Raw genomic sequence first — 16712 nt, forward strand, 5'->3', positions numbered from 1 at the left:
GGTGGTCGACCCCGGTTACGGTGTGATTCACCGCCTGGATGTCAGCCACGGCGCATGGTTCGCGGCCGACGACGAACAACGCATGGCTCCCGCCGTCGTTGTCTCCGAGGGCTTCTACAATTCGGCCCGCCGGCCGAATCTGGCCACTCATCCGCAGGTGACTCTGCTCGGCGCCCAGCAAACAACAGCCGTGATGATCGGGGTGGTTCCGGACATGTACCCGGAGTCGCCGCCATCGGCCTTTATGCTGACCGGGGCCGCCGAACGGGCAGGCGTTCCCGGCTCGCAGCGCTCACAGTTCAAGCTCTGGGTCCAGGACGGACAGGCGGACGCACTCAAGGCAGCCATCACTTCGGACCTTCAGCTGCAATTCCCGGGGATGCAGGCCCAGGCCAACCGCATGGACGATGCCAGCCAGGGTGATCCTTTCGCGATAGTCCAGCTGATGGTGGGCGGAGTGGCCGGACTGGTGCTGATCCTCGGCGCCGTGGGCATGCTTAACATCTCCATGGTCACGGTGCGCTACCGGGTGCGGGAGATCGGCATCCGCCGCGGTTCCGGAGCCACCTCCCGCCGGATCTTCCTTGGAGTCATGATGGAGTCCGTGGTGGCCACGGCAGTGGCCGGAGTGGCCGGGGCCATGCTGGGGTTGGGTGCGGCGATCTTCGTGGGGGTGCTGGCGGGCGCGATTCCTGCGCTCGTGGCCGTCCGGGTCAAGGTAATCGACGCCATCCGGTTCTAAGCGCCGGCTCCCAACGCGACACGGTTGCGCGCAGGCTCCTCCGTCAGACGGCCCTGCTGCAGCCTGAAACGACGCTCGGTCTTGTTGGCCAGTGAGCGGTCGTGCGTGACCACCAGGATGGTGGTGTTGTGGTCGCGGCTCAACGAGCTGAGGAGCTCGATGATGTGCTCGCCGGTCTGCTCATCCAGGTTGCCGGTGGGCTCGTCGGCCAGGATCAGCTTGGGCTCGTTGGCCAGCGCACGCGCAATCGCAACGCGCTGCTGCTCGCCGCCGGACAGCCGGTTGATGCGCCGCACGTGCTTCTCCGGATCCAGCTGCACCTGCTCCAGCAGCTCCTTGGCTCGCTGGCGGCGGGCGCCCTTGCGCATCCCGGCGAACTCCATGGGCAGCATCACATTGTCCAGCGCAGTCAGGTTCGGAATCAGGTTGAACTGCTGGAACACAAAGCCGATGTCCCGGCGCCTGTACTCGGTGAGCTTGCCGTCCGGCATACTCGCCAGGCTGACTCCGTTGACGACGACGTCGCCGCTGCTCGGCTTGTCCAGCGCACCGAGCAGGGACAGCAGGGTGCTCTTGCCGCTGCCGCTCTTGCCGACGATCGAGGCCAGGGTGCCCTGCTCGAGTTCAAAGCTGACGTCGTTGACGGGTTTGATGGTGCGGTCGCCCGACTTGAAGGTGCGGACGAGGTTCTTGACTTCAATCATGGCTATTCTCCTCGGAGGACTTCGATGGGGCGGATGCGGGCGGTGAGCAGGGCCGGGACGAGTGCCCCGATGATGGCGACGCCGAACACTGCTGCGATGCCGGCCGCGATCACCCCGGGCGAGGCGCTGGCCGTGACAGAGGTCAGCAGCTGCGACGCGCCGCCGAAGGGGCTCCCGCCGGGAAGCCCAGCGCCGCCGCCGGCAGCCCCCGCGAGACCGGGCCCGCGCTGGGCGGCGGTACCCGCCGCCGTCGAGCTTGTGCTGCTGGAACTTATCAGAGCGGACGCGATGCTTCCACTGGCGAAGGACGCGACGGCGGCACCCACCACACTGCCCATGGCCACCAGCACCAGCGCCTCCAGGACAAACTGAAGACCGATGGTCCGGTTGGGAGCGCCGATGGCCTTCAGCACACCGATCTCCCGACGGCGCTCGCGGACCAGCATGACCATGATCAGGAGAATGATGAGTCCGGCCGTTCCAAGTGCCGCGACGAAGGCGATGAACGAGATGTTCTTGACGCTGCCCAATGAGCTGACTGCCGTCTCCAGGTTGCGCTGGCCCTGGGTGACATCAGCCTTGTCCGTGCCCAGCGCGGCCTGGAGCGCCGTTTTGCTCGAGTCCACGTTTTCCATGCTGTTCACCGTGACGATCATGGTGGACAGCTCATCCGGCAGTGCTGCCAGCGTCTGGGCGGCGGGAAGCGTCAGGTACAGGGCGTTGTTGCCGAAGGCCGTGCCGGCGTCGAAGAGACCGGCAACCGTGAACGTCTGGTCTTTGATGATGAAGGTTGAGCCGACTGTGAGGCTGTTCTTTTCCGCGAGCGTGGTGCCCAGCAGGGCGTTCGTGGACGCGGCGTTGTAGTCGCCCAGGCCCGTGCCCTTAGTCAGTTCCAGCGCCTTGCCGGTGCTGTCCACCTCGGCGCCGATACCCGTCGCCGTGATGGGGACGGAAAAGGTAAGCGCCGGCCGGGTGGTGGTTCCTGTGGCGCCTGTTCCGGTGTCGCTCTGGTTGCGGTTGCCCAGTGTCCCGGCGTCAACTGCGGCGGTGAGGCTGGTGGTCAGGGTGGTGGCAGACTGCCCGCCCGAACCGCCTTGTCCGCCCCGACCCTGCGCACCAGTCTGGCCGGCCGCCGTCTGCGCCGCCGCTTCGGTGGCGTTGCGCAGGCGCAGCGCCTTGGTACCGACGACGCCGGACACGTTGGGTACGGCCGCCGCCGTCGCCGCCTGCACGGAGGTCAGCGGTTCGCCGCCGCCTTCGAATCCCTGGCCGCCGGCCGGGTTCACGGTCAGGACGGTACCCACCGACGCGTTCAGCTCCTGGACCTTGGCGGCCACTGCCTGGTTGGCCACCAGCATGGCGAGTGCCAGTCCGATTGCGACAGCCAACACCGCCACCACTGCGGCGGTTCTGACCTTGTTTCGGAAGGCATTGCCTACACTTCGGGCGAGGACGCTCACTGTACTCCTAGGGATCCGGCGCCGGACGGGTGGCCGGCTGCTGATCCCACCTTGCTGCCCGGTGCTGTGCAGGGAACTGGCCGAAGCTATGTTTGCGCTGTGAAGCGGCGGAGGCGTCAGGAAGCGGCAGGCACGGAAAAGCCCCGGCCCACCCTTGCGGGGAGCCGGGGCTTGTCCTGCGCTACACGAAGACTATTTGGTGATCGGTCCGAGTACCGGATCGTCCACGTAGGCCGTCTTCACGTTTTCCTTGGTCACGATGACCGGCGGCAGAAGGTAAGCCGGTACGGTCTTGACCGTGTTGTTGTAGGACTTGTCATCGTTGATCTCCGGCGTCTTGCCTGCCTGGATGTCCTTGACCATGGTGATGGCGTGCTCAACGAGCTTGCGGGTGTCCTTGTTGATGGTGGAGTATTGCTCGCCGGCGAGGATGGACTTCACGGATTCAACCTCGGAGTCCTGCCCGGTGACCACCGGAAGCGGCTTGCCTGCAGCCTTGACGGATGTCAGGACTGCGCGGGCAAGGGTGTCGTTCGGGGACAGCACACCATCCAGCGATGCGGAGGAGTAGCTGCCGGTCAGCAGGGTGTCGGCGCGGCGCTGGGCGTTCTCAGCCTTCCAGCCCTGGGTTACGGCCTGTTCGAACGACTTCTGGCCGGAGAGGACCTTGAGTGTGCCGTCATCGATCTTCGGCTTGAGCACCTTCATGGCGCCGTCGAAGAAGACCTTCGCGTTGGCGTCGTCGGGAGATCCGGCGAACAGCTCCACGTTGTAGGGGCCGGACGGCTTTTTGGCCTTGAGCCCGTCAAGCAGCGCCTGGCCCTGCAGTTCGCCCACCTTGAAGTTGTCGTAGGCAACGTAATAGTCCACGTTCGCGGTGTTCAGCAGGAGACGGTCATACGCGATGATGGTCGCGCCGGATTCCTTGGCCTGCTTGAGCTGGGTACCCAGCTGGGCACCGTCGATTGCGCCCACAACGATGACCTTTGCACCCTTGGTTATCATGGCGCTGATCTGGTTCTGCTGCTCCGACACACCGCCGTTGGCGAACTGGACATCGGCCTTGAAGCCGGCGCCCTTTAGCCCGTCGTTGAAGAGCTTTTCGGCCAGAACCCAGTTTTCACTGGTCTTCTGCGGAAGGGCGACGCCGATCGAGGAGTCTTTCGGGAATGCCTCGCCGCCGCTGCTGGAACCACCGGTGGTTCCGGTATCCGAACGGCCGCAGGCTGTCAGCGCCAGTGCCGCAATAGCAGCGATTGCTGCTGCCTTTCCTGCTATACCAATCATTCGCATTGCTTGGTTCACTTTCTTTAGATGGATTGTGGAAGTTCGGGAAGCCCGTCAGACTTCCTTGGAGATGACGTCCCTGGTGGGGGTGGTTTCATCAGGCTTTATTTCGTTGGACCGGCTGAAGTTCTTCATCATCATGCCGATGATCGACTTTTTTCCTTGGGTCTTGTTGTAGACATCGAAGGCCACCGCGATGAGCAGTACCAGGCCCTTGATGATCTGGGTAAGGTCGGCGCCCACGCCGAGCAGCTGCAGCCCGTTGTTCAGGACGGCCATGACCAGGCCACCGACGATCGAGCCGATCACGGTGCCCACGCCGCCGGTTACCGCGGCGCCACCGATAAACACAGCCGCGATGGCATCGAGTTCCCAGCCCACGCCGTCGAACGGTCCTGATGCCGTGGAGCGGCCCACGAAGATCATGCCGGCCAGGCCGGCCAGGATGGCCATGTTCATCATGACCAGGAAGTTGACCTTCTTGGACTGGACACCCGACAGTTCGGCTGCGTGGCGGTTGCCACCTACGGCGTAGATGTGGCGGCCCACAACGGTCTTAGAGGAGATGAAGCCGTAGATCAGGACCAGAACGGCCAGGATCAGGCCGGGGATCGGAAACGAGGTTCCCGGGCGGCCGGTGGCGAACAGATAGGTGGCGTACAGGATGGCACCGCAGATCAGCACCAGCTTTGTGATGGTCACCCAGGCTTCCGGCACCTCCGCGCCCAGGGCCTTGGCAGTGGAGCGTGAGCGGAGTTCGCTGATGATGACGAATGCGACGGCGGCCAGGCCCAGGAGCAGTGTGAGGTTGTTGAATCCGGTGCTCGGACCGACTTCCGGGAGGTAGCCGGAGCCGAGGTACTGGAAATCAGCGGGGACCGGGATGGTGTTGGACTTGCCCACGAACTGGTTGAAGCCGCGGAAGAGGAGCATGCCGGCGAGCGTCACGATAAATGCAGGGATGCCCACGTAGGCCGTCCAGAATCCTTGCCACGCGCCGATCACCGCTCCGAGTGCCAGTCCCAGCAGCACACCGAGGTACCAGGGGATACCCCAGTCGCGGATGGCCAGTGCCACCGTGACGCCCACGAAGGCTGCAATGGAGCCCACGGAGAGGTCAATGTGGCCGGCAATAATCACCAGAACCATCCCGATAGCTAGGATCAGGATGTAGGAGTTGCCGTTGAAGAGGTTGATCACGTTCCCCGGGGTGAGCGTGCGGCCCTCGGTGAAGATCTGGAAGAAGACGATCAGTGCAACCAGGGCGAAGATCATGCCGAATTGGCGGGTGTTGCCGCCAAAAAGCTTCTTGAGCGCGTTCATTGTTTCGGTCCTTGTGTCTGGAAGGATCTGGAGGGTTCCAGAAGGGTCAGGCGGAATTTCGGGCGGAAGTCATGAGTCTCATCAGGTTCTCCTGGCTGGCGTCGTCCTTGTTGACCACACCAGTGATGGCACCTTCAAAAATGGTGTAGATCCGGTCCGAGAGTCCCAGCAGTTCGGGGAGTTCGGAGGAGATGACAATGACGCCCTTTCCCTGGTTGGCGAGCTGCTGGATGATTCCATAGATCTCGTACTTGGCGCCCACGTCAATCCCGCGGGTGGGCTCGTCCAGGATCAGCAGATCCGGATCCGTGAACATCCACTTGGCCAGCACCACCTTCTGCTGGTTGCCGCCGGAGAGCTTGGACACTCCCTCTTCCACAGACGGGGTCTTGGTCCGCAGCGACTTCCGGTACTGCTCTGCGACGGCGAACTCCTTATTGGTGTCCACCACGCTGTACTTGCTGATCTTTTTCAGGTTCGCCGAGACGGTTGTGGTCTTGATGTCATCGAGCAGGTTCAGGCCCAGTGACTTGCGGTCCTCCGTGACATAGCCGAGGCCGGCGTCGATGGCCTGGCGGACGCTTTTGAGTGTGATCTCCTTGCCGTCCTTGTAGATGTGTCCGGAGATGAACCGTCCGTAAGAGCGGCCGAACACGGAGCGCGCCAGTTCGGTGCGCCCGGCTCCCATGAGGCCGGCGAAGCCAACGATCTCGCCGCGGCGGACGTGGAAGTTCGAGTTCTTGCAGACGAGCCGGTCCTGGATCTGCGGGTGTCCCACGTTCCAGTCCTTGACCTCGAAGAGCACTTCGCCGATCTGGGGCTCGTGATCCGGGAACCGGGATTCCAGGGTGCGTCCCACCATGCCCTTGATGATGCGGTCCTCGTCCACGCCGTCGGCCTTGACGTCCAGCGTTTCAATCGCCTTGCCGTCACGGATGATGGTGATGGAATCGGCGATCTGCTCGATCTCATTCAGCTTGTGGGAAATGATGATGGACGTGATGCCCTTGCCCTTCAGGCCCAGGATCAGGTCCAGCAGGTGCTGGGAATCGGACTCGTTCAGGGCTGCGGTGGGCTCGTCCAGGATGAGGAGCTTCACTGACTTATTCAGGGACTTGGCGATCTCAACAAGCTGCTGCTTGCCCACGCCGATTTCCTTGATGGGGGTGTCCGGATCTTCGCGCAGTCCAACCCGGGCCAGCAGCTCGGTGGAACGCGTCCGGGCCTGGGCCCAGTCGATAATCCCGCGTTTGGTGGGTTCGTTGCCCAGGAAGATGTTCTCCATGATGGACAGCTCCGGAATCAGGGCCAGCTCCTGGTGGATGATCACGATCCCGGCCTGCTCGCTGGCCCGGATGTCCTTGAACTCCTGGACTTCGTTCTGGTAGACGATGTCCCCGGTGTAGCTGCCGAACGGGTAAACGCCGGACAGTACCTTCATGAGAGTGGACTTGCCGGCGCCGTTTTCACCACAGATTGCGTGGATTTCGCCGGCCTTTACCCGGAGGCTGACCTCGGCCAGGGCTTTAACGCCGGGGAATTCCTTGGTGATGGAGCGCATCTCGAGGATGACCGGATCGCCGTGCGGGTTGAGGGATGACATTTACCCTTACGCCTCCAATGCGTGACTTCGTTGTCTGCCCGGCAAATCGCGGGGCCGTCTGATGAAAAAGTAAACTGGATCACATGCCTTGTCGTCAAGTCTTTAACGCAACGGCCAGGTAACGAAATACTCAGTTGCGCCGGATTCCGGCATGCTGGAACACCAAAGCTGCTGCGCCCAGGGCCTCTGCGCGGTCCCCGAGCGAGGACATAGTCAGCGTGGTGGTCTCGCCGACGACGGGCACCGCGTGGCGCACCAGGCCCCGCCGCACCGGGTCCAGCAGAAGGTCTCCCAGCCCGGCCAGCGGGCCGCCCACCACGATGACCTCGGGGTTGATCAGATTGGCCACATTTCCCAGCGCACGCCCCACAGCGAGGCCGGCGTCGTCCACCACCCGCAGGGTGGCTGAATCACGTTCCAATGCTTTCCGAACGATGTCTTCGGGTGTCAGCGGCTTCTCCTTGCCGCGGCTCAAGAGCTCGATCATGGTGGTGGTGGACGCGATGGTTTCCAAACACCCTCTGTTGCCGCAGCGGCAAATGAGGCCGTGCTCGTGGATGGTGGCATGGCCGATTTCGCCCGTCACGCCCACATTGCCGTAGTAGGGGGCTCCGTTCAGGATCAGGCCGGCGCCGATACCCGAGCCGATCTTCAGGAACATCAGGTTGCTGACGCCATGGTGCGGCCCCCACGTGACCTCGGACAGCGCTCCCAGATTGGCGTCGTTGTCAACAAAGACGGGGAATTTCAGGGTCTCCTCGAGATGCTGGAGGATGTTGATACCCACCCATTCGGGGAGGATGGCGCCCTGCACCACGGTTCCGGTACGGCGGTCTATCGGGCCCGGGATGCCGACGCCGGCTCCCACCACAGCGCTGCGTTCCACCCCGCTTTCGCTGAGGAGTTCGGCCAGCAGTGCGACTGCGGCCTGGATGCCTTCTTCCGCGTGGTGCCCCAGGGGCAGCGGCACGGAACCCTCTGCGATGATGTGATAGCTCAGTGAAGCAAGCACCACGCGCAGGTGCCTTCGGCCGAAGTCGATTCCCACGGCCACGGCGCCGTTGCTGTTGAGCCGGACATTCAGCGCACGCCGGCCGGAGCTGGTGATGGGCTCCGTGGATGCCAAGCCTGCGTCCTGCATGATTTTGACGATATTGGACACAGTAGCGGTGGAGAGGCCGGTCTGCCGGGCCAGTTCGGCCTGGGTTGCGGGCCCGCCCAGAAGGCATTCGATGATCCGCTGTTGGTTGAGGTGCCGCAGTGCGGACTGCGATCCGGGGTTACGCGGCTTGCTCCTCGTCGAGCGTGATGTTGCAGGCATGCAATGAAGCGTGCACCATGTTCTACCTTGTAGTCAAGAAGTTAACGCATGAGGCATTTGGTGCGCGTTAATCGTTCAAGCGGGCCGCGGCCGTCCATGCCGGGGTGATCTGCCCCGGATGGCGTTCCCGCGGGTCCAAACATCCTGCCGCTCCCGGAACTCTGCTGGCTACCCTTGAAGTGAAGACAATCCAGGGGTGCCGGCAACGGAGCCCCCGAGTATTGAGGTGGTAATGATGCTGCTTGCCCTCATGCAGGCCAATGCCGTGGTGCTGGACGTCGAGGCCAATATGCGCACGATCGATGCGCATGCCAAGCGGGCGGCCTCAGCCGGTGCCGGGCTACTGCTGACGCCGGAGCTGTTTCCGGTCGGTTACGCCCCCGGGAGAGTACGGTCAGGACTCGATCCTGCCCGGTTGCCTGCAATCAGGGACGCCCTCGCCGGCATTGCCCGCCACCATGGTGTGGGGCTCGTGTACAGCTTGCCTGCCGTGACCGGCGACGGCGGTTGGCAGATCACAGCGACGCTGCTCGATTCCCAGGGTGCTGAAGTCCTGAATTACGCGAAGGTGCATCTCTTCGGAGGAGAGGAACGTGAGGCCTTCGGGGCCGCGCAGGCCGCACCCGAGGTAGTGCACTTCGCCGGAGTGAAGACGTCCCTGCTCATCTGCTACGACGTCGAGTTCCCCGAGGCGGTCCGTGCAGCGGCCCGTCGCGGAGCTGAACTCGTGCTGGTTCCCACGGCGCTCTCCCGCGGGTTTGACGCCGTACCGCAGGTTTTGATCCGGGCCAGGGCATTGGAGAGTCAACTGCATGTGGCGTACGCCAACCACTGCGGCAGCGAAGACGCCTACGACTTCCTGGGCGGCAGCGTCATTGCCGCCCCCGACGGGACCCTGCTGGCCGCGGCCGGTGACTCGGCGGAAATGCTGTTCGCGGAAATCAGCCTCGAAGCCGTACGCGAGGCCAGGGAAGCCGTGCCGTACCTGCGCGAACGCCGCCCGGAAACCTACCGCTCCTGGGGGGACTGAACTAGCTCATCGGTGTACTGCAGGGCAATCCACAGTTCCGCGCGGACCTGTGCCTGGTTCAGATCGGCGTCCAGGAGCTCCGCCAGAATGCCGATCTGACGGCGGACGCTGTTGCGGTGCAGTCCGGTGAGTTTGGCCGAACCGTCCCAGCTGCCGTTTTCGCTGAGCCAGGCGCGGAGAACTGCCAGCAGGGGGTCGCGGCGCTCCGGCTCAAGCGCCAGGACCGGTTCAAGCATTCTTGCCGCGAGCATGGTTCCTGCCTCGCGCCCCAACAGGCCGGTGACGGACCACGTGACCTCCCCGACCCTTGTGCTCTTGCCGGTGCTCTGCACACGTCCCCGCAATGACGCGGCACGCTGGTATGCCGCAGGCAGCCCTGCCGGCTCCGTCGGATCGCCGATCACCAACCGCCAGCCCAGCTTTTCGACGTCGGCGAGGAGTGCGTCGTCGACCTTGAGCCGGGTAATGGCGGTGAACCCGTAATCGGTGATCTCCACCAGCTTGGTGTCAAAAAGCCTGCGCCATTGCAGCAGCTCCCGGACAGGGCCCTCGCCGGCTTGCCCCCCTGGCGAGTCCACGTTGATCCCCTGGACGATGCGCATGGGCGCGGACCGGGTTGAGCCGAGGCTTTGGGCCAGCAGGTCCTTGAAGGCGTTAACCTGCCGTGTCCCCCCTGTGGCCACACTGTCCGGATGGAGCAGCAGTGCGGTGGCCAGTTGGCTCGGTGCCAGGGAACCGCTGGTCCGTTGCCGGACCAGCAGTTCCAGCAGGCCGACTGCCGAGGACACCACGTTGTTCTGTGCCGGTGTCAGCGCCTGATCGGCTCCCAGGATCAAGGCCCCGAGGTTCGCGTCTTTTGTGCTGCGGAGTGGGTGGCCAAACACGAGCGCTGATCCGGGAGCAGGAAAGCTCTCCATTTCCACGCGGGGACCGCGGCCGGAGAGCAGCCGCTCCAGGAGAGGGTCAAGGGCGGAAAGTTCGACGCCGCTACTGCCGCCGCGCGCGCGGACCTTTCCGTCCGCCCCCACCAGCAGGGCCCAGACCGGAACCTGCTGGACCAGTGCGGCCAGCAGTTCATGCTCCGGTCGGGGGGACAGCACCGCACGCATGAGCTGGCGGTTAGTCTCCGCCAATTGCCGGACTACCCGGGCATTTCCGGACTCCAGTAGCTGGGAAAACTCGAGCCCGATGGCGGCAAACGGCACGGTGGAGGGGATCTCCACCAGCGTCAGATTGTAGCGTCGGCACGCCTCGAGAAGTGTCTTCGGGACGGAATCGTAATACGGCTGAAGGCCAAAGCCGAGAGCTCCGACCTTGGCCCCCACCAGCCGCTGCACGTAGGCATCAACTTTGCTGCCGGTCCCGCCGTCCCCGGTAAACGGCAGCCCGGCAGTGAGCAGGAACTCTCCGTCCAGGAGATAGGGGGTGGGATCCTCCAGCTCGCTGGGCTCCACCCAGCGCAGCAGCCCGCCTCCGCTGCCGCCGTCGTGCAGTATTTTAAGCTCCGGAGGCAGCTGGGCAAGAAATTGCTCCAGCGTGACGAAACTGAGCCGTTCTGCCGCAGCCTCAGACGTCATCGCTGCCTCCGGTTTCCAGGGCCTGGTAGTCCGGGCGTTCGTAGGCCCGTGGAAGGCGCGGCGCGATCCGGTTGGTTATTTCATCGCCGTGGCTGCCGATTGCTGCGCCCCGCTCATCCGCGCTCGCAGCCCCGAAGCCCGGATCACCAAACAACACGGCAGTGTCGCCAACGGATACGTCCCCGATGTCCGGGCCGAGGTCCACCATGAACTGGTCCATGCCCACTTTCCCGATCACCGGGACCTTGCGGCCGCCCACCTGCACCACGCTTCTGCCGCTGATTCCTAGGGGGATCCCGTCCGCGTAGCCCAGTGGAATGAGCCCCAGGAAACGTGGTTCATAGGTGATGGCCTGATGCTCGTAACTGACGCCAGTGCCCGCCGGAACTTTCTTGATCATCACCAGCGGTGCCGTGACGGAGAGGGCAGGCCGTAGGCCGAAGTCGGCCGGCTCCAGGTGGTCAGCCGGTGCAAGCCCGTAAATGGCCAGCCCTGCACGCACCATGTCGGCTCCGGCCAGTCTTCGGCGCGCGCGCCGCCACGGCTGAGGCCGCTGTCCAGCTCCAGATGAACATATGCGGGGCGTCCCAGGCCACTGGATATTTCAGCCATAACGTCCAGCTGCTCCAGGCTGCCGAGGGATACGTCGATGTCCAGTTCCAAGGCTTCCCGGATGGCATTGCTTGTCTGGGATGCCAGATATAACCACGAAAGCAGGCGTGATGTGATGCCGGCTCGGCGTAGGGCGATCGCCTCGGTGAGCTGCGCGGTTCCAAGCCAGTCCGCCCCTGAATCCAGCGCGGTCCGGGCCACGTCCAGGAGACCGTGGCCGTGGGCGCTACCCTTCACCACGGCCATGAAATGCGATGCGGCCGTGCGTTTCCTCAGTGCTGTGACATTGTCTGAAATTGCAGAAAGATCCACGTTGACCTGCCCTGAAAGCACGCTCTGGGCCGTGCTTGGCTGTTGTGCATAACGTCTCATGGTTGAACATCATAGGACACTTTGCACAAACCTGAGAGCCCCATCACATGCCTAAGCTTGTCCAGGGGAAACCGAAAACTACTCACGAATGGACGTCGACGATGACTGTGCCTACCTTCACCGGCCAACGGCCCGCCGGTACCGGCACCAGGCCGGGCCTGGCCTCCCAACTCCTGCGCCGCAAGCCGATCGGCCAAATGGTCAGTGAGGCCGAAGGAGGCAATGACGGCCCCCGGCTCGTCCGCAGCTTCGGCGTCCTGCAACTGACCATGATCAGCGTCGGCGCCACCTTGGGTACGGGTATTCTGGTGATTCTGGGGGAGTCTGTGCCGCTTGCGGGACCTGCCATCTGGATCTCTTTTGTCATTGCAGGCCTTGCCGCGCTGTTCTCCGCCGTGTCCTACGCCGAGATGGCCGGACTGGTTCCTGTTGCGGGCTCGAGCTATTCCTACACCTACGCCACGATGGGGGAGGGCATGGCCTGGATCTGCGGCTGGTGCCTGGTGCTGGAATACGCCGTGTCCGTCGCCGCCGTGGCAGTCGGCGCCGGCCAATACGTCAACGAGACGCTGGCCGCCTTCGGACAGCTACTGCCGGACGCCATCTCCCAGCCACCCGGCGACGGCGGACTGGTGAATGTGCCGGCGATGGTCATCGTTGTGCTGGCCATGGCCCTCCTGGTCCGCGGCGCCCAGGAAAGTGCCTGGATCAACACGGTGATCGTGGTCATTAAGGTGGGCATCCTGCTTTTCTTCTGCGCTGTTGCCTTCACCGCCTTCGACGCCGGAAATTTTGAGCCGCTGATGCCTATGGGGGCAGCCGGTGTCTCAGCGGCAGCCTCCAGGGTGTTTTTCTCCTTCATCGGCTTTGATGCCGCCTCGACGGCCGGCGAAGAAGCCCGCAACCCCAAACGTGATCTGCCCCGCGCCATCATGCTCTCCATGCTGATCGTCACCACCATCTACGTCCTGGTGTCCGTCGCCGCGATCGGTGCGCGGCCCTGGGGCTGGTTTGAAGGCACCGAGGCTGCCCTGGTCCAGATCCTGAACGAGACCACGCACCAGCCCTGGATCGCCCTGGCGTTCTCTATCGGCGCAGTCCTGGCTATTGCCAGCATCGTGCTGACCGTGCTGTACGGCCAGACCCGTATCCTGCTGTCCATGTCCCGGGATGGGCTGGTCCCGAAGATCTTCGGCCGTGTCTCCCGCCGGACCGGAACACCTGTTGCCGGAACGCTTATAGTGGGCACCGTCGTCGCACTCACCGCCGGGCTCGTCCCGCTGGGGGCGCTGGCGGACGCCACCAGCATCGGTACCCTCTTTGCCTTTGCGCTGGTGAACGTGGCTGTCATCTACCTGCGGCGCAACCGTCCGGACATGAAACGCAGTTTCCGTGTTCCGCTGTACCCGCTGACACCCATCCTCGGCACCCTGATGTGTGCCTACCTGATGATCAACCTCGGCGCTGACACCTGGCTGGTTTTCGGCGTCTGGATGCTGGTGGGGCTTGCTGCCTACTTCGGATACGGACGCCGCAACTCACGGGTGGCCGCCCTGAGCGAGGAGGACTATCGTGAATTATCCAGCAGGCCCGCCAGCCCGGAACACGTGAAGGCAGAACTTCCATGACAATCGCCACCGAATTGCCCGCAGAGTTTCCCGCCGGGGATGCGGCAAGCACCGCGGCAGCAACCGCCGCTGCTTCCGGGGCTCCGTCTGCCGCGCCCGTCACCATGCTGAACCCCGATTTTCCCTTCAGCTATGACCACTACCTGGCGCATCCTGCCGGACTGGGATCGGTTCCGCCGGAGCTGTACGGCACCGAAGTTGCTGTGGTCGGTGCGGGGCTCTCCGGGCTGGTCACTGCCTACGAGCTGATGAAAATGGGCCTCCGCCCCGTGGTCTACGAGGCCGATCAGATCGGTGGGCGGCTGCGGACTGCCAGTTTCCCCTCGGCGCCGGAGGTCACTGCAGATCTGGGCGGGATGCGGTTCCCGGTTTCAGGCAAGGCCTTCTACCACTATGTAAACGTGCTGGGACTGCAGACGCAGGAATTCCCCAACCCTCTGGCGCCCTCCACATCCAGCACAGTCATTGAGCTTGCGGGGAAGCGACACTACGCCACCACACCGTCAGAGCTCCCGGACTTTTACCGTGAAGTCGCCGAAGCCTGGAAGGCAGCCGTGAACGACGGCGCCAGCTTCAGCGAGATGCAGGAAGCCATCCGGGCGCGGGACACCGGCAGGATCAAGGAACTCTGGAACGAGTTGTTGCCGCTGCTGGATGAGCAGACGTTCTATGGCTTCATCGCGGCCAGTACGTCATTCAGGAAAGCCGGCTTCGCCCACCGGGAGGCCTTCGGGCAGGTGGGGTTCGGGACGGGCGGCTGGGACACGGATTTCCCCAACTCGATCCTGGAGATTCTGCGCGTCGTGTACACGGACGCGGACGACCAGCACCGGCTGATTACCGGCGGAGCGCAGCGGCTGCCCGAGGAACTGTGGCGGCAGGCGCCGTCGGGCATGGTCCACTGGCCGGAAGGCACCTCACTGGCCTCGCTGCATTCCGGTTCCCCGCGGGGAGCCGTGGACCGGATCTGCCGCGCAGACAACGGCGATCTGCTGGTGCGCGAGCGCTGGGGCCGCGAGTCTGCCTACCCGGCCGTGGTGACCACCTGCCAGTCATGGCTGCTGTCCACCCGCATCCACACGGAAGAATCGCTGTTCCCGTCCGAGCTGTGGACTGCGATCGAGCGGTCCCACTACATGCAGTCGTCCAAGACGTTTGTGATGGTCGACCGGCCGTTCTGGAAGGACATCGATCCGGAAACCGGCCGCGAGGTCATGTCCATGACGCTCACCGACCGGCTAAACCGGGCCACGTACCTGCTCGACAACGGTCCGGACAAGCCCGCCGTGATCCTGCTTTCCTACACCTGGAATGACGACGCACTGAAGTGGCTGGCACTGACCGCTGACGAGCGCGTGGAGCTGATGCTGCATTCGCTCAAGCAGATCTACCCCGGCGTTGATATCGCCAGCCACATCATCGGCCAGCCCATTACGGTCTCGTGGGAAGCGGAGCCCAACTTCATGGGGGCGTTCAAAGCCAATCTGCCTGGCCACTACCGGTACCAGCAGCGGCTCTTTACGCACTTCAAACAGGACAAGCTACCGGAGGGCCAGCGCGGCATTTTCCTCGCCGGCGACGATGTCTCCTTCACGGCCGGCTGGGCAGAAGGTGCCGTGACGACGGGGCTCAATGCCGTGTGGGGTGTGCTCAACCATCTGGGCGGCAGCTCGGCATCCGGAAACCCCGGCCCCGGCGAGTTGCTGGATGAGCTGGGGCCAATCAGCCTGGACTGATGCTGCCTGGACTGTTCAGGAGGAATGCAGTTCCCGGTGGGCCGCAGCGAGTTCCCGGTAGTGCGCGGCATTGTGCAACACGCCCTCATATTCCTCGTCGGTGAGTTCGCGCCGGACCTTTGCCGGGACACCGGCAACCAGTGAACGTGGCGGAATCACGGCGCCTTCAAGAACTACGGCCCCGGCGGCTATGAGGGACCCGGCGCCGATCACCGCGCCGTTGAGGATGGTGGCGCTCATCCCGATCAGGCAGTCGTCCTCCACGGTACATCCGTGGACGACGGCGCTGTGGCCCACGCTGACGCGGGCCCCCACGGTGCAGGGAAAACCAGGATCCGCGTGCAGCACCACGTTGTCCTGCAGATTGGTACCTTCCCCCACGGTGATGGCGGCGGTATCGGCGCGGACCGAAACTCCGTAGAAGGCACTGGAGTCCTCGGCAAGGACCGCTTTGCCGATGATCGATGCCGTGGGTGCCACGAAGGCCGAGGGATGGACAGCCGGGGTATCGCCGGCGAAAGAATAGACAGGAGCCATGGCCCAAGCCTAGAACACCCGACCGCCCAACTGACTCGCAAATGAGGTCGCTTACAGCCCGTTTGGCGACACCTATTGCCAGCTACTTGGGTGGGGGTCAGGGGGAGGGCGTGCGAAGAACCAGAAACTGGTAGTGCTGGGTCCAGCTTCCTGCTCCGGGTCCGGCTTCCTCGCCGGCTCCTTCGGGCCAGGTCACAAACGATTCAACGTTGCCGTGCCGTTCGAAGATCCGTCTGGCGGTTTCGTCGCTCCGCCTGCTGAAGAAGCGACGGGGTTCGATGTCGTCTTCCGGGTTGAGAACCTCTTCATCGTCTCCGGACCAGAGGCCGACGGCGATCGGCGCGCCGGGAGCGGCTACCCGCACAAGTTCGCTGATGACCCCGTCGATGTCGGCATTAGGGATGTGCAGCAATGTGCTCATGGTCCACACTGCGTCGAACGAGGCCCGGGCGAACGGCAGATTCCGGCCGCTGGCCACCGAGGTCTCCAGGCCTTTCGCCGTCGCCAGCCGTATGTGCTCCTCCGAAAGATCGACACCCGTGTAGTGGATTCCTGACTGGACAAACTGGAGCCCTTCAATGCCTGGGCCGCAACCGAGTTCGAATACGGAGCGCCGGTGTTCGGTCTTCAGCATTGCAATGAATGCGTCGTGCTGTGCCACACGCTGCGGAGTCATGGGCCTGGAATCCCGCAATGAGGCCTGCCTGTCATAGAACGCCGCAAGATGTGCCTCGCTTCTGTCTCTGGCTTCCGGTGCCATCATGTCCCTGCTGGCTTTCT

The 16712-nt window shown here is 63.8% G+C and carries 15 protein-coding genes; 4 read left to right on the forward strand and 11 right to left on the reverse strand.

Annotation, left to right across the window (positions count from 1 at the left end):
• The first annotated feature begins 1 nt into the window (after position 1).
• Complete coding sequence (locus ACQCST_RS06815) at positions 2-742, forward strand: ABC transporter permease (protein ID WP_426998537.1); 741 nt, start codon at positions 2-4, stop codon at positions 740-742.
• Here ACQCST_RS06815 and ACQCST_RS06820 read toward each other — a convergent pair.
• The 6 genes from ACQCST_RS06820 to ACQCST_RS06845 form a co-directional block, all read right to left on the reverse strand.
• Positions 739-1446, reverse strand: coding sequence for an ABC transporter ATP-binding protein (locus ACQCST_RS06820; RefSeq protein ID WP_426998538.1), 708 nt, complete (start codon positions 1444-1446; stop codon positions 739-741). The genes ACQCST_RS06815 and ACQCST_RS06820 overlap by 4 nt on opposite strands.
• 2 nt (positions 1447-1448) lie before the next feature.
• On the reverse strand, positions 1449-2906 hold the full coding sequence (locus ACQCST_RS06825) for an ABC transporter permease (RefSeq protein ID WP_426998539.1): 1458 nt from the start codon (positions 2904-2906) through the stop codon (positions 1449-1451).
• 192 nt (positions 2907-3098) lie between these two features.
• Complete coding sequence (locus ACQCST_RS06830; protein ID WP_426998540.1) at positions 3099-4199, reverse strand: substrate-binding domain-containing protein; 1101 nt, start codon at positions 4197-4199, stop codon at positions 3099-3101.
• Between the two features lie 48 nt (positions 4200-4247).
• Positions 4248-5516, reverse strand: coding sequence for a multiple monosaccharide ABC transporter permease (mmsB, locus tag ACQCST_RS06835; RefSeq protein ID WP_426998541.1), 1269 nt, complete (start codon positions 5514-5516; stop codon positions 4248-4250).
• A 46-nt stretch (positions 5517-5562) separates the two neighbouring features.
• Positions 5563-7119: a multiple monosaccharide ABC transporter ATP-binding protein gene (gene mmsA, locus ACQCST_RS06840; protein WP_426998542.1), complete on the reverse strand. Its 1557-nt coding sequence runs from the start codon at positions 7117-7119 to the stop codon at positions 5563-5565.
• 130 nt (positions 7120-7249) lie between these two features.
• The gene (locus ACQCST_RS06845) at positions 7250-8440 is read right to left on the reverse strand and encodes an ROK family transcriptional regulator (protein WP_426998543.1); all 1191 of its coding nucleotides are present in this window, start codon (positions 8438-8440) and stop codon (positions 7250-7252) included.
• A gap of 232 nt (positions 8441-8672) precedes the next feature.
• On the opposite strand from ACQCST_RS06845, the gene ACQCST_RS06850 reads away from it, so the two are divergent.
• Positions 8673-9470 carry a carbon-nitrogen hydrolase family protein gene (locus ACQCST_RS06850; protein WP_426998544.1) on the forward strand — a complete coding sequence of 266 codons (798 nt, stop codon included), beginning with the start codon at positions 8673-8675 and terminating at the stop codon, positions 9468-9470.
• On the opposite strand, the gene ACQCST_RS06855 is transcribed toward ACQCST_RS06850, so the two are convergent.
• The 3 genes from ACQCST_RS06855 to ACQCST_RS06865 are packed head-to-tail and all read right to left on the reverse strand — an operon-like array spanning position 9449 to position 12031.
• Positions 9449-11047: a PucR family transcriptional regulator gene (locus ACQCST_RS06855; RefSeq protein ID WP_426998545.1), complete on the reverse strand. Its 1599-nt coding sequence runs from the start codon at positions 11045-11047 to the stop codon at positions 9449-9451. The genes ACQCST_RS06850 and ACQCST_RS06855 overlap by 22 nt on opposite strands.
• Positions 11037-11447 (reverse strand): alanine racemase C-terminal domain-containing protein, encoded by a 411-nt coding sequence (locus ACQCST_RS06860; RefSeq protein ID WP_426999097.1) that lies wholly within the window; start codon positions 11445-11447, stop codon positions 11037-11039. The genes ACQCST_RS06855 and ACQCST_RS06860 overlap by 11 nt, the downstream gene beginning before the upstream one ends.
• On the reverse strand, positions 11447-12031 hold the full coding sequence (locus tag ACQCST_RS06865) for an alanine racemase (RefSeq protein WP_426998546.1): 585 nt from the start codon (positions 12029-12031) through the stop codon (positions 11447-11449). The genes ACQCST_RS06860 and ACQCST_RS06865 overlap by 1 nt, the downstream gene beginning before the upstream one ends.
• A gap of 101 nt (positions 12032-12132) precedes the next feature.
• Between ACQCST_RS06865 and ACQCST_RS06870 the strand changes: the two genes are divergently transcribed.
• Positions 12133-13659, forward strand: coding sequence for an amino acid permease (locus ACQCST_RS06870; protein WP_426998547.1), 1527 nt, complete (start codon positions 12133-12135; stop codon positions 13657-13659).
• Positions 13656-15395, forward strand: a complete 1740-nt coding sequence (locus tag ACQCST_RS06875) for a flavin monoamine oxidase family protein (RefSeq protein ID WP_426998548.1) — start codon at positions 13656-13658, stop codon at positions 15393-15395. Before ACQCST_RS06870 ends, ACQCST_RS06875 begins: the two co-directional genes overlap by 4 nt.
• Positions 15396-15410: 15 nt before the next feature.
• Here ACQCST_RS06875 and ACQCST_RS06880 read toward each other — a convergent pair whose 3' ends face one another.
• Both ACQCST_RS06880 and ACQCST_RS06885 read right to left on the reverse strand, forming a co-directional pair.
• Positions 15411-15932, reverse strand: a complete 522-nt coding sequence (locus ACQCST_RS06880; RefSeq protein WP_426998549.1) for a gamma carbonic anhydrase family protein — start codon at positions 15930-15932, stop codon at positions 15411-15413.
• 97 nt (positions 15933-16029) lie between these two features.
• Positions 16030-16608, reverse strand: a complete 579-nt coding sequence (locus tag ACQCST_RS06885) for a class I SAM-dependent methyltransferase (RefSeq protein WP_426998550.1) — start codon at positions 16606-16608, stop codon at positions 16030-16032.
• Positions 16609-16712: the final 104 nt, after the last annotated feature.

Source organism: Pseudarthrobacter sp. N5 (assembly GCF_050157035.1).
GTDB lineage: Bacteria > Actinomycetota > Actinomycetes > Actinomycetales > Micrococcaceae > Arthrobacter.